This window comes from Lacticigenium naphthae DSM 19658 (assembly GCF_000425865.1).
GTDB lineage: Bacteria > Bacillota > Bacilli > Lactobacillales > Carnobacteriaceae_A > Lacticigenium > Lacticigenium naphthae.
Genome location: NZ_AUEG01000004.1, coordinates 145,589 through 168,149, shown reverse-complemented (window position 1 = coordinate 168,149; position 22,561 = coordinate 145,589). Strand labels below are relative to the sequence as shown.

General features: G+C 35.7%; 19 protein-coding genes and 1 pseudogene. 19 read left to right on the top strand and 1 reads right to left on the bottom strand.

What is annotated here, in order from left to right:
* A pseudogene (locus tag H626_RS11635) lies at positions 1-175 on the top strand (IS110 family RNA-guided transposase); the annotation flags it as partial.
* Between the two features lie 405 nt (positions 176-580).
* Here H626_RS11635 and H626_RS0105795 read toward each other — a convergent pair.
* Positions 581-1,168, bottom strand: coding sequence for a lysophospholipid acyltransferase family protein (locus H626_RS0105795; protein WP_027108512.1), 588 nt, complete (start codon positions 1,166-1,168; stop codon positions 581-583).
* Between the two features lie 300 nt (positions 1,169-1,468).
* Between H626_RS0105795 and rpsB the strand changes: the two genes are divergently transcribed.
* From rpsB to hrcA, 18 genes are all read left to right on the top strand, one after another.
* Entirely contained in the window at positions 1,469-2,245 is a 777-nt protein-coding gene (gene rpsB / locus H626_RS0105790; protein ID WP_027108511.1) for a 30S ribosomal protein S2, read from the top strand.
* A gap of 136 nt (positions 2,246-2,381) precedes the next feature.
* On the top strand, positions 2,382-3,260 hold the full coding sequence (gene tsf, locus H626_RS0105785; protein WP_027108510.1) for a translation elongation factor Ts: 879 nt from the start codon (positions 2,382-2,384) through the stop codon (positions 3,258-3,260).
* Positions 3,261-3,426: 166 nt separating this feature from the next.
* Positions 3,427-4,155: a UMP kinase gene (gene pyrH, locus H626_RS0105780; protein WP_027108509.1), complete on the top strand. Its 729-nt coding sequence runs from the start codon at positions 3,427-3,429 to the stop codon at positions 4,153-4,155.
* Complete coding sequence (frr, locus tag H626_RS0105775; RefSeq protein ID WP_027108508.1) at positions 4,152-4,709, top strand: ribosome recycling factor; 558 nt, start codon at positions 4,152-4,154, stop codon at positions 4,707-4,709. The genes pyrH and frr overlap by 4 nt, the downstream gene beginning before the upstream one ends.
* 348 nt (positions 4,710-5,057) lie before the next feature.
* A complete protein-coding gene (locus H626_RS0105765) occupies positions 5,058-5,798 on the top strand; it encodes an undecaprenyl pyrophosphate synthase (RefSeq protein WP_027108507.1) in 741 nt (246 codons plus the stop codon).
* Between the two features lie 16 nt (positions 5,799-5,814).
* Positions 5,815-6,609, top strand: coding sequence for a phosphatidate cytidylyltransferase (locus H626_RS0105760; RefSeq protein WP_027108506.1), 795 nt, complete (start codon positions 5,815-5,817; stop codon positions 6,607-6,609).
* Between the two features lie 32 nt (positions 6,610-6,641).
* Positions 6,642-7,916 carry an RIP metalloprotease RseP gene (gene rseP, locus H626_RS0105755; protein ID WP_027108505.1) on the top strand — a complete coding sequence of 425 codons (1,275 nt, stop codon included), beginning with the start codon at positions 6,642-6,644 and terminating at the stop codon, positions 7,914-7,916.
* Positions 7,917-8,005: 89 nt separating this feature from the next.
* Positions 8,006-9,715 carry a proline--tRNA ligase gene (locus tag H626_RS0105750; protein ID WP_027108504.1) on the top strand — a complete coding sequence of 570 codons (1,710 nt, stop codon included), beginning with the start codon at positions 8,006-8,008 and terminating at the stop codon, positions 9,713-9,715.
* 75 nt (positions 9,716-9,790) lie between these two features.
* Positions 9,791-14,119 (top strand): PolC-type DNA polymerase III, encoded by a 4,329-nt coding sequence (locus tag H626_RS0105745; RefSeq protein ID WP_027108503.1) that lies wholly within the window; start codon positions 9,791-9,793, stop codon positions 14,117-14,119.
* Between the two features lie 152 nt (positions 14,120-14,271).
* Positions 14,272-14,745, top strand: coding sequence for a ribosome maturation factor RimP (gene rimP, locus H626_RS0105740; protein ID WP_027108502.1), 474 nt, complete (start codon positions 14,272-14,274; stop codon positions 14,743-14,745).
* Positions 14,746-14,796: 51 nt separating this feature from the next.
* Positions 14,797-16,080: a transcription termination factor NusA gene (nusA, locus tag H626_RS0105735; protein WP_027108501.1), complete on the top strand. Its 1,284-nt coding sequence runs from the start codon at positions 14,797-14,799 to the stop codon at positions 16,078-16,080.
* Positions 16,081-16,095: 15 nt separating this feature from the next.
* Complete coding sequence (gene rnpM / locus H626_RS0105730; protein ID WP_027108500.1) at positions 16,096-16,380, top strand: RNase P modulator RnpM; 285 nt, start codon at positions 16,096-16,098, stop codon at positions 16,378-16,380.
* Positions 16,377-16,679, top strand: a complete 303-nt coding sequence (locus H626_RS0105725) for a L7Ae/L30e/S12e/Gadd45 family ribosomal protein (RefSeq protein WP_027108499.1) — start codon at positions 16,377-16,379, stop codon at positions 16,677-16,679. Before rnpM ends, H626_RS0105725 begins: the two co-directional genes overlap by 4 nt.
* A gap of 16 nt (positions 16,680-16,695) precedes the next feature.
* Complete coding sequence (gene infB, locus H626_RS0105720; RefSeq protein ID WP_027108498.1) at positions 16,696-18,957, top strand: translation initiation factor IF-2; 2,262 nt, start codon at positions 16,696-16,698, stop codon at positions 18,955-18,957.
* 19 nt (positions 18,958-18,976) lie between these two features.
* A complete protein-coding gene (rbfA, locus tag H626_RS0105715) occupies positions 18,977-19,327 on the top strand; it encodes a 30S ribosome-binding factor RbfA (RefSeq protein ID WP_027108497.1) in 351 nt (116 codons plus the stop codon).
* A 146-nt stretch (positions 19,328-19,473) separates the two neighbouring features.
* The gene (gene truB / locus H626_RS0105710) at positions 19,474-20,397 is read left to right on the top strand and encodes a tRNA pseudouridine(55) synthase TruB (protein ID WP_027108496.1); all 924 of its coding nucleotides are present in this window, start codon (positions 19,474-19,476) and stop codon (positions 20,395-20,397) included.
* A 3-nt stretch (positions 20,398-20,400) separates the two neighbouring features.
* Positions 20,401-21,360, top strand: a complete 960-nt coding sequence (gene ribF / locus H626_RS0105705; protein ID WP_027108495.1) for a riboflavin biosynthesis protein RibF — start codon at positions 20,401-20,403, stop codon at positions 21,358-21,360.
* Between the two features lie 142 nt (positions 21,361-21,502).
* Entirely contained in the window at positions 21,503-22,540 is a 1,038-nt protein-coding gene (gene hrcA / locus H626_RS0105700) for a heat-inducible transcriptional repressor HrcA (protein WP_027108494.1), read from the top strand.
* Positions 22,541-22,561: the final 21 nt, after the last annotated feature.

Sequence of the window (22,561 nt, the reverse complement as noted above, 5' to 3'; positions counted from 1 at the left end):
CATCGTTGATTATTATTATAAACTAAAAAGGCAACCCACCCCCAAGAAGGATAAGGTTGCCACAGTTGCCTGTATGAACAAGCTCCTGAAATGTATGCATTCCATGGTAAGGAACCATACCTCGTACGCTTACACGCACACGGTCTCTAAGACCCATAATATACCTGTAGTATAGCATGAACCTTCTCAGAAAAATATAAAAAGGCTGAGGCTTATTTGGTATGCATTTTTGTCTGAATTAACAATCACTCTTTTGAAAATAGGATTGTTAGTTAATCTTTTGCCTTGACTAAACGTAGGAAGAGGCTAGGACAAAAGTCCTAGCCTCTTCTTATTTTATGAACTTCACTTTCTGCAATGTACTCCGAAAAGTAGAACCAACATTCACTTAACAAATACAGAATGCCATGCAATACTCTTTGATTGTCTGTGACTATCTTTCGTGTATACTCTCCAATTGCTATAATTGTTTACACTTTGAATTAGCTGTAGCTCCTTCAGTATATTACAATTAACGTATGTGAAGAAGCTCTATTCAGGTCTGCTTTTTTTGTTTTGTCAATCAGCATTGTAGTAAGGGTTATTCTTTATTTAAACTATCGAAAGCATTTTGCAACTGTTCGCTGTACTCACTGATGGTTTCTTTATTCAGTTTGATTTTTCGTTCAACGTGAATAGGTTCCCCGAAAACGACGTACGTTTTTTTTCGTGTAAACAAATCCTTGAAAGTTAGTGGGCCAGAATAAACTACAGGAATAATTGGTTTTCCGCTTAACTTAGCTATCGTCAATGTTCCGCCTTTTAAGTCTTCTGAATGACGACTTCCTGATGGAAAGATAATTAAGCCGAGATTTGTTTCTTTTAAAATTTTTACAGGTATTTTGATAGCACTAGGTCCCGGATTCTTTCTACTCACACTAAAAGCATTCATGTGGGTGAGAATCCATTTCATGATAGGGTTTTTAAATAGTTCTTCTTTGGCCATAAAACTAAATTTTTTAGGACTAGCTGCTATAGCAATGTAGATGGGATCTAACCACGATTTATGAGGAGCCGCCAAAATGTAGTTGTCATCTTGAGGTAAAATAGCTTTGTTTTTCACCTCAGGTTTTCCATTGATAATCAATAATATAAATCGGACTAATTCTTTTAGAAATGTATAAAACAATTGCGTCATCCTTTCTTAAAACGATTATACTTTATAAAGTATGAGGTATATTCTTTGAATTGGCAAGTTCTTTTTGTGTTGAAAAGCACGATAACAGAAGTAACTTTATTTCAATTGAAAAATTTAAAGCATTATGACTGTTGCAATTTAGTCAAATTATGTATATAATAGTAAACGGTGTTAAAAACACTAATTTCACACTCTAATGGATAGTACGGAAGGTGCTTATTTTTGCCGATAAGTTTTCGTGCAGTTGAAATTAGAGGAGGAAAAATATAACCTAAATGGAGGAGAATTATTATGGCAGTAGTAACAATGAAACAATTACTAGAATCTGGTGTTCATTTTGGACATCAAACACGTCGTTGGAATCCGAAAATGAAACCTTACATCTTTACAGAAAGAAACGGGATCTATATCATCGACTTGCAAAAAACAGTTCGTATGATTGATTCTGCTTACAAGTATATGCGTGAAGTTGCACAAAATGGCGGAATCGTATTATATGTAGGAACAAAAAAACAAGCACAAGATGCAGTAAAAGAAGAAGCAGAACGTGCTGGACAATATTACATCAACCACCGTTGGTTAGGTGGAACACTAACAAACTGGGATACAATTCAAAGTCGTATCAAACGTTTGAAATCTATTGAAAAAATGAGCGAAGATGGAACTTTTGATGTTCTTCCTAAGAAAGAAGTAGGACTTCTTAAAAAGGAACAAGAACGTCTTGAAAAATTCTTAGGCGGAATCAAAGATATGCCGCGCCTTCCAGATGTTATGTTCATTGTTGACCCTCGCAAGGAACGTATTGCCGTTAAAGAAGCACAAAAATTAAATATTCCAATCGTTGCTATGGTAGATACTAACTGTGATCCAGATGAGATCGATGTTATTATCCCTTCAAACGATGACGCAATTCGTGCTGTTAAATTACTTTCTTCAAAAATGGCAGATGCTTTCATTGAAGGAAATCAAGGTTCAGACGAAGCTACATCAAACTCACAAAGTCAAGAAACACAAGCTGAATCTTTAGAAGAAATTGTAGAAGTTGTTGAAGGAGATAACGCTGAGTAAAGCGTAAGAAAAAAGACTGTCTTAATATGGTGGACAATTAACCCCCTGAGAAAATTCTTGGAGGTGCCTCCTTTCATTGAGGCGGTCTCTTTTTTTATGAAGAATTTAAACAATGACATATAGGAGGAATTTTTAAATGACTAAAATTGCAGCTGCACAAGTAAAAGAATTAAGGGATAAGACTGGCGTTGGCATGATGGATGCTAAAAAAGCTTTAGTTGAAACAAACGGAGACATGGATGCTGCCGTCGATTATTTAAGAGAAAAAGGTGTTTCAAAAGCAGCTAAAAAAGCGGATAGAATTGCTGCAGAAGGTCTTGCACATGTAAGTATTGACGGAAATGTAGCAGCTATTGCTGAAATCAATTCCGAAACTGATTTTGTTGCTAAGAATGAACAATTCCAAAAATTAGTTACAGACATTACAGATATTATTGCATCTGAAAACCCTAAAGATATCGAAGAAGCTCATAGTCTTAAAATGGGCGAAGGAGATATCTCTTCTGAAATTCTTAATGCTACAACAAAAATTGGGGAAAAAATCACTTTTCGTCGCTTTGCTCGTGTAGAAAAAAATGATAATCAAGTATTTGGTGATTATGAGCACATGGGTGGTCGCATCGCTGTTTTAACTTTATTAGAAGGAACCGATGAAGAAGTTGCACGTAATATTGCTATGCATATTGCAGCAATCAACCCTAAATATGTTACGCGTGAAGAAGTTTCTCAAGATGAACGTGACCACGAATTAGCTGTTTTAACAGAACAGGCAAAAAATGAAGGAAAACCAGCCAATATCGTTGAAAAAATGGTACAAGGACGTTTGAGCAAATGGTTAGCTGAAATTAGTTTAGTAGACCAACCGTATGTTAAGAATCCTGATGTAACAGTTGGCCAATACTTGAAAGAACAAGGTGCTACTATTACTAACTTTGTTCGTTATGAAGTAGGAGAAGGAATTCAGAGACGCCAAGAAAACTTTGCGGAAGAAGTCCAAAACCAATTAAAAAAATAAGTTCCGCGAATAACGGACTAAAGGAACGCACTTAAAAAGATGCGTTCCTTTTTCTAAATAGTGAGCTGGGAGCTAGTTTAATTACATCGAAAATGAACAACTTTTTAGGTCCTTCATAGATTGATGTGATAGAATAGAATAAGTATAAAATGAAGGAGTAGAGATGATGGTTCAACCAAAGTATAAACGCGTTGTATTGAAGCTTAGTGGCGAGGCCCTTGCTGGGAATACTGGTTTTGGGATTCAACCCTTAACTATTCAAAAAATTTGTAAAGAAATTAAAGAAGTTTATGATTTAGGTGTTGAGCTGGCAATAGTTGTCGGTGGAGGAAATATCTGGAGAGGTGCTATTGGCTCCGAAATGGGTATGGAACGTTCACAAGCTGATTATATGGGCATGTTAGCAACTGTTATGAATGCTCTCGCGTTGCAAGACTCTTTAGAAAATGAAGATGTGCCTACACGCGTACAAACTTCAATTGAAATGCGCCAAATCGCAGAACCATATATTAGAAGAAAAGCCATTCGTCATTTAGAAAAAAACAGAGTGGTCATATTTGCCGGAGGAACAGGTAATCCTTATTTTTCTACCGACACAACGGCTGCATTAAGAGCAGCAGAAATTGATGCAGATGTAATAATGATGGCAAAAAATAATGTTGATGGCGTCTATTCAGCAGATCCGAAATTAGATAGCAAGGCAATTAAATTTGATGAACTAACTCATTTAGATATAATTAACAAAGGTCTGCAAGTTATGGATACCACTGCCAGTTCATTGAGTATGGATAACAATATTCCTTTAGTAGTATTTAATTTAAACGAAACTGGAAATATTAAAAGAGTAATCTTAGGAGAAACAATTGGAACTACAGTAAGGGGGAAAAAATTATGAGTGATAAATTATTGAAAGAAACGAAAGAGCGAATGCTAAAAGCAGAAGAATCATTTCAACGGGAATTAGGTGGAATACGGGCTGGACGGGCGAACCCTAGTTTGTTAAATAGAATCAATGTAGAATATTATGGAATAAGTACACCGTTGAGCCAAATTGCACAAATATCGGTTCCAGAAGCACGCATTTTACTTATCACACCATACGACAAAACATCATTGAGTGACATTGACCGGGCAATTCAACAAAGTGACATCGGGATCAGTCCTGCTAACGATGGAAATGTGATTCGATTAGTAGTTCCCGCATTGACAGAAGAACGCAGAAAAGATATTGCAAAACAAGTTGGTAAAGAATCAGAAAATGCAAAAGTTGCCATCAGAAATATTCGTAGAGATGCGATGGATGAATTGAAAAAAGCAGAAAAAAATAGCGAAATTACTAAAGATGATTTGCGAGATTATGAAGAAGAAATTCAAAAACTGACAAACACAAGCGTTTCTCATATTGATGAAATGGCTGCAGAAAAAGAAAAAGAAATAATGGATGTTTAAGAATATCAAAAAGAAGCAAACGCTATGTTTGCTTCTTTTTTTAAAAGATGTTTTTTAAACGATCGTTAATTGCTCGATTTAAATAACATAGACATAAGCTTAGAGACGATAGCAGTAATAATCATTCCTACTACATACCGTTTTATCATTTGTTTCATCCAACTATGACCTCCTAATTGAAAACTTTTAGTGTAATTTTATTATAACATAGGCTCGCAAAATGCTTGAACAATATACTTTGTCATTAAAATGCTGGTTAGGAACAAGGACGAAATTTGATTTTCTATATAATTTCCCTGTTTTTTTTGCTACAATTATGAAAGTGTAAACGACAATGGAGGGTTGAAATTGGATAACTCAACTAAAGAATTGACCCTGGAAAATATTCCTAACCATGTTGCAATAATCATGGATGGAAATGGAAGATGGGCAAAAAATAAAAATTTACCACGAACCAAAGGGCATCAAGAGGGCATGGATGCTGTCCGAAGAGTTGCCATACGTGCTAGCAAACGGGGCATTAGAGTTCTTACATTATATGCTTTTTCAACTGAGAATTGGAAACGACCAATAGAAGAAGTACGTTTCTTAATGCAATTACCCTCTCAATTTTTCAATACTTTTATGCCAGAAATTCAAAAGAATAACATTCAAGTTCAAGTTACTGGGTTTACTCAAAAATTGCCCATAACTACTCGAAGAGCGGTTAATCGAGCAGTTAAAGAAACTCAAGACAACGATGGCATGATTTTGAATTTTGCGTTAAATTATGGCGGAAGAGCTGAAATTGTTTTTGCTACAAAAAAAATAGCTCAAGCTGTCATTGACGGCACAATTAAAACTGATGATATTACCGAAGAATTAATTGAATCATCTTTGCAAACGAGTATGCTTGGAGAATACCAAAACGTTGACCTACTCATCCGGAGTTCTGGTGAGCAACGATTAAGCAACTTTTTATTATGGCAGAATGCTTATAGTGAATTTTATTTTTCAGTTACTAAATGGCCTGATTATGATGGTGATTCACTAGATGAAGCTTTGCTAGAATTCCAAAAAAGGCAAAGAAGATTTGGATCAGTACAATGAACTAAGGAGGGGAAAGATGAGTAAGAGAATAATAACTACTATAGTAGCTTTAATGTTCTTTATCCCTGTAGTTTTAGCCGGATCTTGGATATTAGAATTGGTATTAGCTGCTATTGCAATTATAGCTTTAAGTGAACTGCATAAAATGAAAGGTATCGGATTGTTTTCAAGTGAATCTATATTTGCCTATTTAGGCACGGGATTAATTGTTTTCTCAAATCGAGTGAATCCTATATTGGAGAAACACTTCACAAACATTCAAAATATCGATATTATATTTGGAGTCATATTAGTGTTGCTTATTGCAACTGTTTTTTCTAAAAACGAATACAATTTTGATGATGCTGCGGTATCTGTACTTGGAATGATTTATATAGGTGTAGGATTTTTATCTTTTGTTGAAGTTAGATCAATTGATATTCATTTATTAATGCTCATATTATTGGTTGTATGGTCTACTGATTCAGGTGCGTATCTGATAGGAAGTAAATTTGGCAAAAGAAAATTAGCTCCAACTATTAGTCCGAATAAAAGTATTGAGGGTTCAATCGGTGGGACAGCGTCTGCTTTGATTGTCGCTCTTTTATATACGTCTTTTTATTCATTTAACACATCACCTGTTATTATGCTGCTTTTCATGGGTCTTTTATCTATTGCAGGCCAACTAGGTGATTTAATTGAATCTGCTTTAAAACGTCATTTCAATGTAAAAGATTCCGGGAAATTATTACCCGGTCATGGTGGAATGTTGGATCGCTTCGATAGTCTTATCTTCGTTATGACTTTGGCGCAAATCATTAATATCAGTTAGAAAAATAGTATTTAGCAAGAAAGGAAGACGTTATGTTCAATACGATGCTTACTTTTGTTATAGTTTTCGGTATTCTAGTAATTATACACGAGTTTGGACATTATTATTTTGCCAAACGAGCTGGAATTCTCGTTCGAGAATTTTCAATTGGATTCGGACCAAAAATATTTTCTCATCACAAAGATGAAACAACATACACAGTTAGAATTCTTCCCTTGGGTGGTTACGTACGCATGGCTGGATACGATGAACAGGCCGATATTCGTCCAGGTATGCCTATCACGATCCTGTTAAATGATGAAAATGAAGTAACAAAAATTAACACGAACAGCAAAAAAATACTTACAGATAGTGTTCCTTTGGAAGTCACTGAGACGGACTTAGATAAAGAGTTATTTATAAAGGGACGAATAGGTGGCGATCCTGACAAGCTTGTTCAGTACTCCATCAATAGGAAAGCAACTGTGATTGAACAAGACGGTACTGAAGTACAAATAGCTCCAATAGACCGCCAATTTCAGTCAGCTCCACTTTTTCAACGCATGCTTACAAATTTTGCCGGTCCAATGAATAATATACTTTTAGCTATAGCAGCATTTATCCTTGTTGCCTTTATGCAGGGCGGCGTGTTGGTGAATGATCCTGTTGTAGGTGAAATTGTCGACAATAGCCCAGCGGATAATGCCGGTCTAGTGTCGGGTGATATTGTTCGCAGCATAGACGATGAAGAAATAACCAGTTGGAACGCGATGGTTCAAAAAATCCAGGCACATCCTGAAGATAGTCTTGTTTTTTCTGTAGAAAAAGAGGATGGTACTTCTGAAGAAGTTGAAATTGTTCCTGATGCACAAACGCTTGAGTCAGGAGAAAATATTGGAAGAATTGGAATACAAGCTCAAATCGATCGGTCCTTTCAAGCAAAAATTTCCTACGGGTTTACCCAAACATATTTTGTTATCACAAGTATATTTACTACGTTAGGTTCTATTTTCACGAAAGGTTTTTCAGTTAATATGTTTGGTGGTCCAGTAGCTATTTATGCTACCACGGAAACCGTTGTTGAAACGGGGACCATTGGTATTATTAACTGGTTAGGATTGCTGAGCATTAATTTAGGGATCATAAATTTATTGCCTATTCCGGCATTAGATGGTGGAAAACTATTATTGAATTTAATTGAAGCTATCAGGGGGAAACCGATAAGTGAAGAAAAAGAAGGAATTATTACACTTATTGGAGTAGGCTTACTTGTATTTTTAATGATCGCAGTTACATGGAATGATATCCAACGTTTCTTTTTTAACTAAGTATATTTAAATAAATGATACAGTAGAGATTCTGTCATAGAATCGCACTCTAATTCCATGGCAGCAATAATAAAGGAGATTATTACCTCATGAAACAATCCAAATTATTTGTACCCACACTTCGAGAAACTCCAAATGATGCCGACATAATCAGCCATCAGATGCTTCTGCGTGCGGGATATATTAGACAAGTATCTAGTGGGATTTACACATACCTTCCTCTAGCTAACCGTGTTATTGAAAAAATAAAAAATATTATTCGTGAAGAATTCGAAAAAATTGAAGCTGCAGAGATGCTTATGCCAGCTTTACTGCCAACGGACTTATGGAGAGAGTCTGGACGGTTTGAAACATATGGAGAAGACTTAATAAAGTTACACGATCGACATGGTAGAGATTTTATATTAGGTCCTACTCATGAAGAAGCTTTCACTGATTTGATTCGCAATGATATCAAATCATATAAAAAATTGCCGCTTATGCTGTTCCAATTTCAAAATAAATTTAGAGACGAAAAAAGACCTCGCTTTGGCTTAATGAGGGGACGAGAGTTTTTGATGAAAGATGCTTACTCTTTTCATGATAGCAATGAAAGCTTAGACGAATCGTATCGTCTATTTGAACAAGCCTATACGAATATTTTCAAACGCTGTGGACTTGATTTTCGCGCAATAATTGGAGATGCAGGAGCAATGGGTGGTCAAGACTCTAAAGAGTTTATGGCTCTTTCTGAATCTGGAGAAGATACAGTCGTTTACTCAGATTCGAGTGACTATGCTGCAAATCTGGAAATGGCTTCTAGTTTAACACTTGATGAAGATTGGAAAGAAGTAGATAAAGAATTAGAAAAAATTAGTACTCCCGATACAAAAACAATTGATGAAGTAGCAGAATTATTACAAAAAGATAGTTCGCGTATAGTAAAGAGTTTATTATTTATAGCTGATGAAGAACCCGTACTTGTACTTTTACGTGGAGATCATCAAGTCAATGAAGTGAAACTGAAGAATTATCTACAAGCAACTTCAATGGAAATGGCTTCCGAAGAAGAAACAAATGATTGGTTAAATACGAACCCAGGTTTTATTGGGCCGATGAATATAAACGAAGAAATCAGAGTGGTGGCTGATAAATATATTGAACAATTGACCAATATGGTTATTGGAGCTAACGAAGAAAATTATCATTACATGAATGCTAATTTAAATAGAGATTTCACCATCAGTGAAGTTACTGATATTCGCTTGGTGGAAGAAGGAGACCTCTCTCCTGACGGAAATGGTAAATTAAAATTTGCACGTGGAATTGAAATTGGTCATATTTTCAAGTTAGGAACAAGATATAGCGAATCTATGGATGCAACAGTACTTAACGATAACGGCCGTTCAATTCCTATAATTATGGGTAGCTATGGTATCGGAGTTAGCCGGTTGCTTTCGGCAGTTTCAGAACAAAATGCTGATGAGGATGGTTTATCTTGGCCACTATCCATTGCACCATATGATGTTCACATCGTTCCAATACAAATTAAAAATGATGATCAACGAAAACTAGCTTTGGATTTATACGATGCTTTTAATGCCAAAGGAACAGCTGTTTTATTGGATGATAGAAAAGAAAGAGCTGGTGTTAAATTTGCCGATGCAGATTTGATAGGTATTCCTATACGTATTACTGTCGGAAAAAAGGCAGCAGAACAAATAGTGGAAGTGAAAATCAGAAAAACCGGAGAAATGATTGAAGTAAGAAAAGACGAACTATTTGAAACAATAAATATTTTATTAGATAATAATAAATAATTCGTTTTCGTGGTGAGAGGCTGGTAAAAAAAACCAGTCTTTTATTATTTTTTAAAGTATGAAAGGAGCTTGTTGATGTCTTTGGAAAAAGAAGAACTATTTGCGAAGTTATTAGAGCAGATAGGTTTAATCGAGGATGACGGGAAAATTCCACAAGACTTTAATGGCGGTGTGCTTAAAGCAGTAGTCGTGGATAAGGTTAAAAGAGAATGGGAATTTCACTTTACTTTTCCTACAATTCTTCCTTACTCAAAATTTATTCAATTGATGGATCATTTAAATAATGCTTTTGTCACTCTAGCTGACATAAGCATTGAAGTGAGTTCAGAGAGTCCTGTATTTACTGATGAATTATTATCAAATTATTGGAAAAAAGCAATTGATTTGAGTAAAGTATCTTCCCCTCTATGCAACGGTACTTTGCTTAACCAGTACCCAGTGTTAAAAAATAGAAAGGTAACGATTACTGTTGAGAATGATGTAATGAAGCAACCATTCTTAGATCAATTTTTACCAGCTATCGAAAGAGCCTATCAGCGGATGGGCTTTCCAACCTTTAAAATCATTCCGGTAGTGGATGAAGAAGCAAGCAATAAAAATATTGAGATGTTTAATGAAAAAAAAGAAAAAGAACAAGCCCTAATGGCTGAACGTGCACATGAATCAATGAAAAAAGCCGAAATTCAAGCCAATAAAAAAGATGCTTCCAGTTTAAATGGTCCTGTAAGACTTGGTAGAAATATTGCAAAAGAAGAAATAAAACCGATGAATGAAATTGTAGAAGAAGAAAGACGAGTTACGATCGAAGGGTATGTTTTTGATGTAGAAGTACGTGAATTACGATCAAAGAGGAAATTGTTAATTGTTAAGATGACGGATTATACATCTTCTTTTTCTATTAAAAAATTCTCGAATAATGAAGATGATGAAAAAATATTTGAAGCAATTAAAAAAGGTATGTGGATCCGTGCTCGAGGGAGTGTTCAAGAAGACACCTTCATGCGTGATCTCGTAATGAATGCTCAAGACATAATGGAATGGGCTCATGAATCGAGAAAAGACACAGGTATTAACGGAGAAAAAAGAATTGAGTTTCACACACATACAAATATGAGTCAAATGGATGCGACAAACTCTACCACTGATATTGTTGAGCAAGCAGCCAAATGGGGACATAAGGCTATAGCGATTACGGATCATGCAGGTGCCCAATCCTTCCCAGACGCTCACCAAGCAGGGAAGGCAAATGACATAAAAATCATTTATGGCATTGAAGCTAATATCGTTGATGATGGCGTACCGATTGCATATAATGATAAACCCATTGAATTAAAAGATGCAACTTACGTAGTTTTTGATGTGGAAACGACTGGATTATCTGCAATTTATGATAAAATCATTGAGCTTTCTGCTGTGAAAATGCGAAATGGGAACATTGTTGAAGAATTTGAGGAATTTATCGATCCAGGACATCCCCTCTCAGAAACAACCACTCGTTTAACTGGCATCACAGACGATATGGTCCATGGTTCAAAAACGGAAAAAGAGGTGCTCGAATTATTTAGAAAGTTTGCTGACAATTCAATTTTAGTGGCCCATAATGCTAGCTTTGATATCGGCTTTTTGGATACGAGTTACGTGAGACATGGTCTTGAGAAGAATAAGCTTGCTGTGATCGACACACTTGAATTATCAAGGTTTTTACACCCTACTATAAAATCGCATAAACTCAATCGTTTAGCAAAAAAATATGGTGTTGCATTAGAACAGCACCATCGCGCAATCTATGACTCTCAGACTACTGCGCAGCTTTGCTGGATATTTCTGAAAGAAGCAAATGAACAACATGGGATCGTTTCGCACGATGAATTGAACAACTATATGGGTGAAGGAGATGCTTACAAGAGAGCGAGACCTTTCCACGCTACTATATATGCTCAAACACAAGCAGGTCTAAAAAATCTGTTTAAACTCATTTCACTTTCTATGATAGATTATTTTTATCGAGTACCTCGAATCCCAAGGTCTGAACTTGTTAAATTGAGAGAAGGTTTGTTGATAGGGACAGCCTGTAACCAAGGGGAAGTTTTTGAAGCTATCATGCAAAAAGGGTATGAAGTAGCAAAAGAAAGAGCAAAGTTTTATGATTTTATAGAAGTTATGCCCAAGCCCGTTTATTATCCTTTGCTTGATAATGAATTAGTAAAGAGTGAGAAAGATTTAGAGGATATATTAACGAATTTGATCCATATAGGAAAAGATTTAAATAAACCAGTTATTGCTTCTGGAAATGTTCATTATATTAATCCAGAGGATGCCGTCTATCGGTCGATATTACTTGAAACTCAAAATTCTATGAGGAATTCAGTTGGTAGGAATCCAGAAGTTCATTTTAGAACTACTGATGATATGTTAAAAGAATTTGATTTTCTGAGTAAGGAATTAGCACAAGATATCGTAGTGAAAAACCCCAATCTATTGTCTGATATGATAGACTCCGATATAACGCCAGTTAAAACGGCATTATACACTCCCAAAATTGAGGGTTCAAATGAGGAAATCCGTTCACTAAGCTATAATGAAGCACACCGCCTATATGGGGATACGTTACCGGATATTATTGAAAAACGACTCGAAAAAGAATTAAGTAGTATTATTGGAAATGGGTTTTCAGTGATCTATCTTATTTCCCAAAAATTAGTGCACAAGAGTCTTGAAGATGGCTATTTAGTTGGCTCAAGGGGATCAGTCGGATCTAGTTTTGTAGCTACAATGACTGGAATAACAGAAGTTAATCCCATGCCGCCACACTATCGTTGTCCAACTTGTAAATATTCAGAATTCTATACTGATGGGTCGGTTGGCTCAGGATTTGATTTACCCGAAAAAAAATGTCCAACATGTGAAAGTCAATTGGTAAAAGACGGACAAGATATTCCCTTTGAGACTTTTCTTGGATTTAACGGTGATAAAGTACCGGATATAGATTTAAACTTTTCGGGAGAGTATCAATCAAAAGCCCATAATTATACTAAAGTTTTATTCGGTGAAGATAATGTTTTTAGAGCGGGAACAATCGGGACGATTGCCGATCGCACAGCCTTTGGTTATGTAAAAGGCTATGAACGAGATAATGAACTTCAGTTTCGTTCTGCCGAAGTTGACCGCTTATCAAAAGGATTGACGGGTGTCAAAAGAACTACAGGGCAACATCCAGGTGGGATTATCGTTATTCCAGATTATATGGATGTCTATGACTTTAGCCCTATACAATTTCCTGCGGATGATAAAAACTCTGAATGGAAAACAACTCATTTTGATTTTCATTCAATCCATGATAATGTTCTTAAACTTGATATACTAGGTCATGATGACCCAACTATGATTCGAATGTTACAAGACTTATCTGGTATGGATCCAAAGGAAATACCTACTGATGATCCTGGTGTCATGAAATTATTTAGTGGCACTGAAATTTTAGGGGTAACTCCTGAACAAATTTATTCAAAGACAGGAACACTGGGTATACCTGAATTTGGAACCCGTTTTGTTCGAGGGATGTTGGAGCAGACAAAACCAACAACTTTTTCTGAACTATTACAAATTTCTGGTTTGTCTCATGGAACAGATGTTTATTTAGGGAATGCTGAGGAATTAATGAGCAAAAAAGGCATTCCTTTATCTCAAGTTATTGGATGTAGGGATGACATCATGCTTTATCTGCAGCATAAAGGGATAGAAGATGGTCTAGCTTTTAATATTATGGAGCATGTCAGGAAAGGCAAAGGAATACCAGATGATTGGCAAAGCGAAATGCGTAAAAATGAAGTTCCCGAATGGTATATTGGCTCTTGCCTAAAGATAAAATATATGTTCCCAAAAGCTCATGCCGCGGCCTATATTTTAATGGCTTTAAGAGTAGCCTACTTTAAAGTTCATTTCCCAATGTTTTACTATGCAGCCTATTTTTCAGTCCGTGCGAGTGATTTTGACTTAGTTGTCATGTCCAAAGGAAAACAGGCGATTAAAGCACGAATGAAAGAAATAATGGACAAGGGAATGGATGTGTCTGTCAAGGAGAAAAACTTATTGACAGTCTTAGAAATAGCTAATGAAATGGTGGAAAGAGGATTCCATTTCAAGATGGTAGATATTTATAAATCTGATGCTGAAAAATTTGTGATTGAAAATGATACTTTGATTGCACCATTCAGAGCGGTTCCCTCACTTGGGGAGAACGTTGCAAATCAGATAGTCTTAGCTAGAGAAGACCAACCTTTCTTGTCAAAAGAAGATTTATCCAAAAGAGGAAAAGTTTCCAAAACTGTCATTGAGTATTTAACCGTTAACGGGGTTTTAGCTGAATTGCCAGACGAGAATCAACTCTCGTTATTTGACGCTTAAAAGGTTTTTTTACTGAGGACTATATAGTTTGCTAAAGCCTTGTGATTATGGTACTATGTAATGGAATGGATGAGACGTTTTTGAGGAGAGTGAGCGATTGCGCTCACTCTTTTTAAACGATAAAGAACGTTTTTAGGTAAGGAGGATACGAAATGAGTTCTACAGTAGACAAAGTGAAAAGTATAGCTGATCCCGTTGCCCAAGAAAATGGTTTCGAGTTAGTTGATATTGAATACGTTAAAGAAGGAAAAAATTGGTTTTTAAGATTATTCATCGACAAAGCAACAGGTATCGATTTAGATGATTGCGCATTATTCAGTGAAAAAGTCAGTGAAAAACTGGATAGCGAAACTCCTGATCCAATTCCGCACGCGTATTATTTAGAAGTTTCATCACCTGGTGCTGAAAAACCTCTAAAAACAGAGGAAGCATTGACCAGTGCTATTGGAGATTATGTGCATTTTTCTTTATATGAACCTCTTGCAGGCGAAAAAGTGTACGAAGGTACTCTTAAAGATGTGAATTCAAATGAAGCTGTTTTAGATGTTAAAGATAAAACGAGGATAAAAACAGTGATCATACCTAGAAAAAACATAGCCAAAGCAAGGTTAGCTATAAAATTTTAATGTAAACTGACTTTTATAAACAATCAAGAAAAAGGAATGGGAGAGGAAAAAATGAGCAAAGAATTATTAGCTGCTCTGGACGTTTTAGAAAGTGAAAAAGGAATTTCTAAAGAAATCGTCAAGGAAGCCTTAGAGGCGGCTCTAGTTTCTGCCTATAAAAAAAATTATGGTCAAGCACAAAATGTTCAAGTTGAGTTTGATGATAAAAAGGGTGATATTCATGTATACTCGGTTAAAGAAGTAGTAGAAGATGTATATGATTCTACACTTGAAATCAGCTTAGAGGATGCTTTGGAGATCAACAAGGCTTATGAGTTAGGTGACACTATTCGCTTTGAAGTTACTCCAAAAAATTTCGGGAGAATTGCTGCTCAAACAGCAAAACAGGTTATTTTGCAACGAGTCAGGGAAGCAGAGCGTACAAACATATATAATGAATATATTCAATACGAAGATGACTTGATGCAAGGAATTGTTGAGAGACAGGATAATCGCTATATTTACGTTAACCTTGGTAAAATCGAAGCAGTATTATCAAAACAGGAACAAATTCCTGGTGAAGTATTTAATGCGCATGACCGTATCAAAGTGTATGTGAATAAAGTTGACAATACGGCAAAAGGACCACAAGTCTTTGTAAGTAGGAGTCACCCTAATCTGATTAAACGGTTATTTGAGCAAGAAGTTCCGGAAATCTATGATGGAGTTGTCGAGATAATCTCAATTGCTCGTGAAGCAGGCGACAGAGCAAAAATAGCAGTGAAATCTACTAATGAAAATGTGGATCCTGTCGGAACTTGTGTAGGACCAAGAGGACAACGTGTTCAAACCATCGTAAATGAATTACGTGGAGAAAACATGGATATAGTTGAATGGCATGAAGATCCAGCAGTTTATATCGCGAATGCTCTCAATCCAGCTCAGGTTGTCGAAGTTAATTTCAATAAGGACAGTAATAGTTGTCTGGTAGTCGTACCTGATTACCAATTATCTTTAGCTATAGGTAAAAAAGGTCAGAACGTTCGTTTAGCTGCTAAATTAACAGGCTATAAAATCGATATCAAGTCTGAAAGTGAAATGGAAAAATTGCGGTTAAAAGATCAAGTTGATAAAAATCTCCCTGTCGAACAATCGAATGACTTCGCGGAAACAATCGAAACAGTTGCTGCTAGCGAAGAACACGCTGAAATCAATGAGATGATTGAAGATTTAGAAGATAAACAACCTGGTGAACAAGTATTCGATACAGATTATGAAAAAGGTGAGCTCGCTTCAGAAGATGCCGAAGACCTAATTGAATCAGCTGAAGAGAGAAAAAACTATGAAGAAGAATAAAAAGGGGTGAGTGAGATGCTTAGCAAGAAAATCCCTATGCGAAAATGTGTCGTATCAAACGAGATGAAATCAAAGAAAGAAATGATTCGAATTGTGAAAAACAAAGAAGGAGAAATTTCGCTTGATCCTTCTGGGAAAAAAAATGGTCGTGGAGCTTATCTTTCTATAGAACCTGATTTAGTTAGAAAAGCAAAAGAACAGAAAATTCTTGAGCGTGTTTTCAATACAATGATAACTGAAGAATTTTATCAAGAGTTATTAGAATATGTAGAACATAAGAAAGCTAGGCAAAATCTATGAGCCCTGAATTGAAAGTTCTCAATTTGTTAGGATTAGCTATGAAAGCTGGTAAACTTACTACAGGTGAATCGCTTGTGTTAAAATCAGTTCAGTCTAATCAAGCAAAAATAGTTTTAGTTGCAGAAGATGCAAGTGAAAACACAAAGAAAAAATTTACTGATAAATGTTCGTATTATTCAGTACCTATTTTTGTTAAATTTACTAAATTTGAAATGAGCAACGCTATAGGACGACAGAGAACTATTTGTTCGATAGCAGACTCTGGGTTTGGTGATCGTATAAAAGAATTATTAAAATAAACCGGAGGATGATTTTATGGTGAAAAAAAGAGTATATGAATTTGCAAAAGAGAAGAATATATCGAGTAAAGATGTTTTAGAAAAAGCTAAAAAACTAGGAATTGACTATAACAGTCACATGTCATCGATGAATGATTCTGATGTTTCTAAGTTAAACGATGCTTTGACAGAAAAGAACGATTCGAGTACTTCAAAAACTCAGACTGATAAAGTAATAAAATCAGAAATATCTTCCAAAAAAACAAACGAAGAAAAAAAGAAAACGAATACTCCAACTAAAAAAGAGACTAGCAATAAATCAAAAAGCACAGGCAGCACTGCCAAGAAAGTGTCGCAAGCTAGTACAACGCCATCTTCAGCTAATGATTCTAGCAGCAAAACAACTTCTCGTTCAAGCAATAAGCGTCCTTATGTGAATCCTAGAAATCGTGGGACACACGGCGGACCAAACAAACGTAGAAAAGGAAAACGTGGTGCTTCTAAACCAGTTGTTCCAGTCACGCCACGTAAGCATAAAGAGCTACCTGAGTTATTAGTCTATTCAGACGGCATGACCATTGCAGAATTATCTAAAAAATTACACAGAGAACCAGCAGAAATCATAAAAAAATTGTTTATGATGGGTATTATGGCAACTCAAAATCAAAGCTTAGATAAAGAAACAATTGAATTGCTAGCGACTGAATATGGTATTGAAACAGAAGAAAAAGTTGCAGTAGATTTAACTGACTTTTCAACATTATTTGAAGTTACAGATGAAGAAGATCAATTGGAAACACGTCCTCCATCTGTAACTATTATGGGCCATGTTGACCATGGTAAAACTACTTTGCTAGACTCTTTGCGTAATACAAAGGTTAGTGAGGGAGAAGCTGGTGGAATAACGCAACATATAGGAGCCTATCAAGTCGAAGAAAAAGGGAAGTTAATTACTTTCTTAGACACTCCAGGACATGCTGCTTTTACAACTATGAGAGCACGTGGAGCTGACGTAACTGACATTGCGATTATTGTTGTTGCCGCCGATGATGGTGTAATGCCTCAAACAGTAGAAGCAATCAGTCATGCTAAAGCTGCAGGGGTTCCTATCATTGTTGCAGTTAATAAAATCGATAAACCTACAGCAAATCCAGATCGCGTCATGCAGGAATTAACTGAATATGAGTTGATTCCAGAGGACTGGGGTGGGGATACGATCTTTGTGAAAATTTCTGCATTAACTGGTGAAAATCTAGATGAATTATTAGAAATGATTTTACTTGTTGCAGAAGTAGAAGAATTGAAAGCTAATCCAAATAAAAATGCTTTAGGTACAGTAATTGAAGCACGTTTAGATAAAGCAAAAGGACCTATTGCAACTCTGTTAGTACAAGAAGGAACATTAAATATCGGTGACCCAATAGTAGTTGGAAATACATTTGGTCGCGTTAGAGCGATGGTCAGCGACAAAGGCAGAAGAGTAAAAACTGCTAAGCCATCAACTCCTGTCGAAATTACCGGTCTAAATGAAACTCCACAAGCTGGAGATAAATTTGTAGTCTTTGAAGATGAAAAAACAGCACGCCAAGTAGGAGAAGAAAGAGCAGAAAAAGCTGCAATAGAGCAACGTTCTTCTACACAAAAAATCACGATAGATAACCTCTTTGAAAGTCTACAAGAAGGAAACATTAAAGCGGTCAACTTAATTGTTAAGGCTGATGTTCAAGGATCTGTTGAAGCTTTAGCAGCAAGCTTGAAAAAAATTGATGTTGAAGGTGTACGTGTAAATATCATCCACACCGGTGTGGGTGCAATTAATGAAAGTGATGTCTCCTTAGCTTCTGCTAGTTCAGCAATCATCATTGGATTTAATGTGCGTCCAACAACTCAAGCAAAAGAACTTGCTGATCGTGAAGAAGTAAATATTCGTCCGCATCGAATAATCTACAATGCAATTGATGAAATTGAAGCTGCTATGAAAGGTATGCTGGATCCTGAGTATGAAGAAAAAGTTACAGGCCAGGTTACTGTTAGAGAGACATATGAAGTCTCTAAAGTAGGAACAATTGCTGGATGTTTTGTTAGCGATGGAGTAATTAAACGTAGCAGTTCGATTCGTCTTATCCGTAATGGTGTAGTTATTTTTGAAGGCGAGCTATCAAGTTTGAAGAGATACAAAGATGATGTCAAAGAAGTACGAAACGGATTCGAATGTGGTTTAACAATAAAAGATTTCAATGATATCCAAGTAGACGATGTAATAGAAGCATATGAAATGGTAGAGATTAAACCGAAATAAAAAAATAGGGTGATATAAAATGCCAAAATTTAGAGCAGGACGAGTAGCTCAGGAAATACAAAAAGAAGTTAATGATATTTTACAAAAGAAAATTCGTGATCCTCGAGTTGAGGGGATTACCATTACTGATGTAGAAGTTACTGGAGATTTGCAACAAGCTAAAATTTTTTATAGTACACTTGCAAAAACAGAAGAAGATCAAGAAACAACACAAGCAGGGCTTGAAAAAGCTAAAGGACTAATTCGCAAAGAAGTTGGAAGTCGTTTAAGCCTTTACAAAACACCCGAATTGTTTTTTGAACGTGATCAATCGATTGCCTATGGTAGTCATATTGATGAACTATTAAAAAAATTGAATGAAACAGAGTAAAACGAAATGTTGAAAAGTTGGGAGAGTTTCCCAACTTTTTTTTTTTGAAAAAATGTTAACTATCTTAAAAAGAAAAACTCAAATGAAGCAGAGTATACTTTATGTTATACTTGAGAGGCTGAAATTCATTGGATGGAGGGGTAATAGTGGAGGGAATACTTCCTTTATGGAAAGAAAAAGGTATGACTAGTCATGATTGTGTTTATAAATTACGTAAAATACTTAAAACAAAGAAAGTCGGCCACTCAGGAACTTTGGATCCGAACGTAGAAGGCGTACTGCCAGTATGTATAGGGAAAGCTACCAAACTAATTGAATATTTAATGGAGTCTGGAAAAATTTATGAAGGAGAAATCACCTTGGGTTTTTCTACGACTACCGAGGATTCTGATGGAGATATTATTGAACAAAAAGAAGTACCAAACCTTCTTAAAGAATCAGAAATTGACAAAGTTATGGAAGGGTTTGTCGGGGAGATTATACAAACTCCTCCGATGTACTCTGCTGTTAAGGTCAATGGCAAAAGACTATATCAATATGCAAGAGCTGGTGAACAGGTAGAACGGCCTACTCGAAAAGCTGCTATATATGAATACAAACGGACTTCATCGCTACGTTACAACGATTTGGACAAGACTCTATCGTGGGACTTTGAAGTTAGTTGTGGCAAAGGCACCTACGTCAGAACACTCGCAGTAGATACAGGCAAAAAACTAGGATATCCTGCTCATATGTCAAATTTAATTCGGACTAGTAGCGGCGGCTTTTCAAGTGAACAATGCCTGAGTCTGGATCAATTGAAAAATATGGATTTTGAACAGTTAAATACTGTGTTATATCCTTTGGAATGGGGAGTAAGAGATTTTCCACAGGTTAATTTGACTGATGAACTATGGATTAAAGTTAAGGATGGTAGTGTAATGGAAAAATCTGTTGTACCTGATGGAACTAACTTTCCTTGTGCTTTTTTTTATAAAAATCAAGTAGTGAGCATTTATGCTGACCATCCTTCGAAGAGTGGGAAAATAAAACCTTTAAAAATGATTAGAAATTCACTGAATGAGGAGTAAATCATGGAGATAATTAAGTTACACCATCCTTATAATAAAAAAGAAATACCCCAGCAGGATACCGTGTTAGTATTAGGTTTTTTCGATGGAGTGCATCGTGGCCATCAAGCTGTAATAAACGAAGGTAAGAAAATTGCTAAAGAAAAAGACTTGAAATTAGCTGTAATGACATTTAACAGGCATCCAGCGATTGTTTACACTCGTTTCAACCCTGACCAGCATTATTATTTGACTACTTTACAAAGAAAAGAAACAATTATGGAAAAGATTGGAGTAGATATCCTTTATGAAGTAGATTTTACTGCTAAATTTGGAAGCTTATCGCCTCAAGATTTTGTAGATGATTACATTGTCGGTTTAAATGCTAAGGTAGCGGTTGCTGGATTTGATTATACTTATGGAAAGCCAGAAGTAGCTTCAATGGAACACTTGAATCAGTATGCTCAAAATCGGTTTGAAGTAATAACGGTATCCCCTAAAATTGATAAAAATGGAAAAATCAGTTCTACTCGTATCCGTAAAGCTATAAAAGAGGGAAAAGTAGGTTTGGCGGCCGATTTACTTGGGTATTATTTTGAGACGGAGGGTTTTGTCATTCATGGAGATGCGAGGGGCCGAACTTTGGGGTATCCTACCGCAAACATTTATCCTGATCCCTATTTATTGCTTCCAAAAAGAGGTGTCTATGCAGTAGAACTTTTTGTCAATGACAAATGGTATAGAGGAATGGCATCAATTGGTTATAATATCACCTTTGAAAAGAGAAGGAATTATTCTGTAGAAGTACATCTTTTTGATTTTAATGAAGTCATATACGGCGAAAATGTTCGTGTCAAGTGGGTAGAATTCTTGAGAGATGAAATAAAATTTGATTCTGCAGAATCCCTTGTTGAACAGCTTGGACTCGATGAAATTAAAGCAAGAGATATTCTCTGGAAAAGAAAATCAACTATGTTGATGTGAATTTATCAGAGAAAGTCAAAAAAATGCCTTTTAACTGTTGACATTTTTTGACCAATCTGATAAATTATATTGTGTTGGCACTCAAGGGTAGCGAGTGCTAAAAGTGGTGTTGGCGTCTCTAAAGAATTAAGGAGAGAATAAAATGCTGACAGAAAGACAATTATGTATATTAGAAAAAATTATTAACTTGTACACAAGTCATGGTCAACCAGTTGGCTCAAAAAGATTAGTTGAGGAACCTGAAATTCAGTCAAGTTCAGCCACCGTTCGTAATGAAATGAGTTTGCTTGAAGAATTAGGATTAATAGAAAAAACTCACTTATCATCAGGTCGCGTTCCGTCTCTTAAAGGATATCGGTTTTATATTGATCACATTTTGCATCCAAATGAACTGAAAAAAGATCAATTTCAATCAAGAAGTTTAGAGAGAGAAATAGGACAAAATTTTGAAGTAATGGATGAGTTGATTCAACAATCAGCAGTTGTACTATCAAAGTTGACTAATTTTACTGCGATAGTATTGGGTCCTGAAACTAGTCAAAGTCGGTTAACTGGACTTAGACTTGTCCCTTTAAATGATGGGCAAGTCATGGTAATACTTATTACTGATCAAGGCTCAGTCGAGAATATGATTTTTTCTATTCCTCGATCCGTTAGTTCAACGGATTTAGAGAAAATGGTTAAATTATTTAACGATCAATTAGTTGGTTTTACGCTATTTGAAGTGGTTTATAAATTACAAAATGAAATGCCACTATTAATAAAACAATACGCTACTACAACTGATCAGATACTTGGTCAATTTGAACAAGTTTTTCTGCAGACACAAAACAATCGGTTTCATATTAGTGGAAAGTCTAATTTACTAGACTTAACTAGCAATATGGATATTCAGAAAGTTAAGTCTTTGTTAGATTTGATGGAAAACCAAATGTCATTGACATCTTTGTTGTCTGGTTCAAAAGAATCTATTAGTGTGCGTATTGGTGAAGAACTGGATAATGAATTATTTGCAAATCTCAGTTTAGTAACTGCACGATACTCTTTATCTGATCATGGAGAAGGAATACTAGCAGTAGTAGGGCCAACATCGATGCCTTATGATAAGACCATTCATTTATTAAATACATTTAGGCATGAATTACCTGAATTACTCTTGAAATATTATTTGACTGAGTAATTTTAATGCTCAAAGAGAAAA

Bases quoted from the DNA above. Each gene is read 5' to 3' on its own strand.
- rimP (WP_027108502.1), top strand. From the start codon at position 14,272: ATGAGTTCTACAGTAGACAAAGTGAAAAGTATAGCTGATCCCGTTGCC.
- H626_RS0105725 (WP_027108499.1), top strand. From the start codon at position 16,377: ATGAGCCCTGAATTGAAAGTTCTCAATTTGTTAGGATTAGCTATGAAA.
- H626_RS0105750 (WP_027108504.1), top strand. From the start codon at position 8,006: ATGAAACAATCCAAATTATTTGTACCCACACTTCGAGAAACTCCAAAT.
- rbfA (WP_027108497.1), top strand. From the start codon at position 18,977: ATGCCAAAATTTAGAGCAGGACGAGTAGCTCAGGAAATACAAAAAGAA.
- tsf (WP_027108510.1), top strand. From the start codon at position 2,382: ATGACTAAAATTGCAGCTGCACAAGTAAAAGAATTAAGGGATAAGACT.
- frr (WP_027108508.1), top strand. From the start codon at position 4,152: ATGAGTGATAAATTATTGAAAGAAACGAAAGAGCGAATGCTAAAAGCA.
- rseP (WP_027108505.1), top strand. From the start codon at position 6,642: ATGTTCAATACGATGCTTACTTTTGTTATAGTTTTCGGTATTCTAGTA.
- rnpM (WP_027108500.1), top strand. From the start codon at position 16,096: ATGCTTAGCAAGAAAATCCCTATGCGAAAATGTGTCGTATCAAACGAG.
- pyrH (WP_027108509.1), top strand. From the start codon at position 3,427: ATGGTTCAACCAAAGTATAAACGCGTTGTATTGAAGCTTAGTGGCGAG.
- ribF (WP_027108495.1), top strand. From the start codon at position 20,401: ATGGAGATAATTAAGTTACACCATCCTTATAATAAAAAAGAAATACCC.
- H626_RS0105760 (WP_027108506.1), top strand. From the start codon at position 5,815: ATGAGTAAGAGAATAATAACTACTATAGTAGCTTTAATGTTCTTTATC.
- infB (WP_027108498.1), top strand. From the start codon at position 16,696: ATGGTGAAAAAAAGAGTATATGAATTTGCAAAAGAGAAGAATATATCG.
- nusA (WP_027108501.1), top strand. From the start codon at position 14,797: ATGAGCAAAGAATTATTAGCTGCTCTGGACGTTTTAGAAAGTGAAAAA.
- hrcA (WP_027108494.1), top strand. From the start codon at position 21,503: ATGCTGACAGAAAGACAATTATGTATATTAGAAAAAATTATTAACTTG.
- rpsB (WP_027108511.1), top strand. From the start codon at position 1,469: ATGGCAGTAGTAACAATGAAACAATTACTAGAATCTGGTGTTCATTTT.
- H626_RS0105745 (WP_027108503.1), top strand. From the start codon at position 9,791: ATGTCTTTGGAAAAAGAAGAACTATTTGCGAAGTTATTAGAGCAGATA.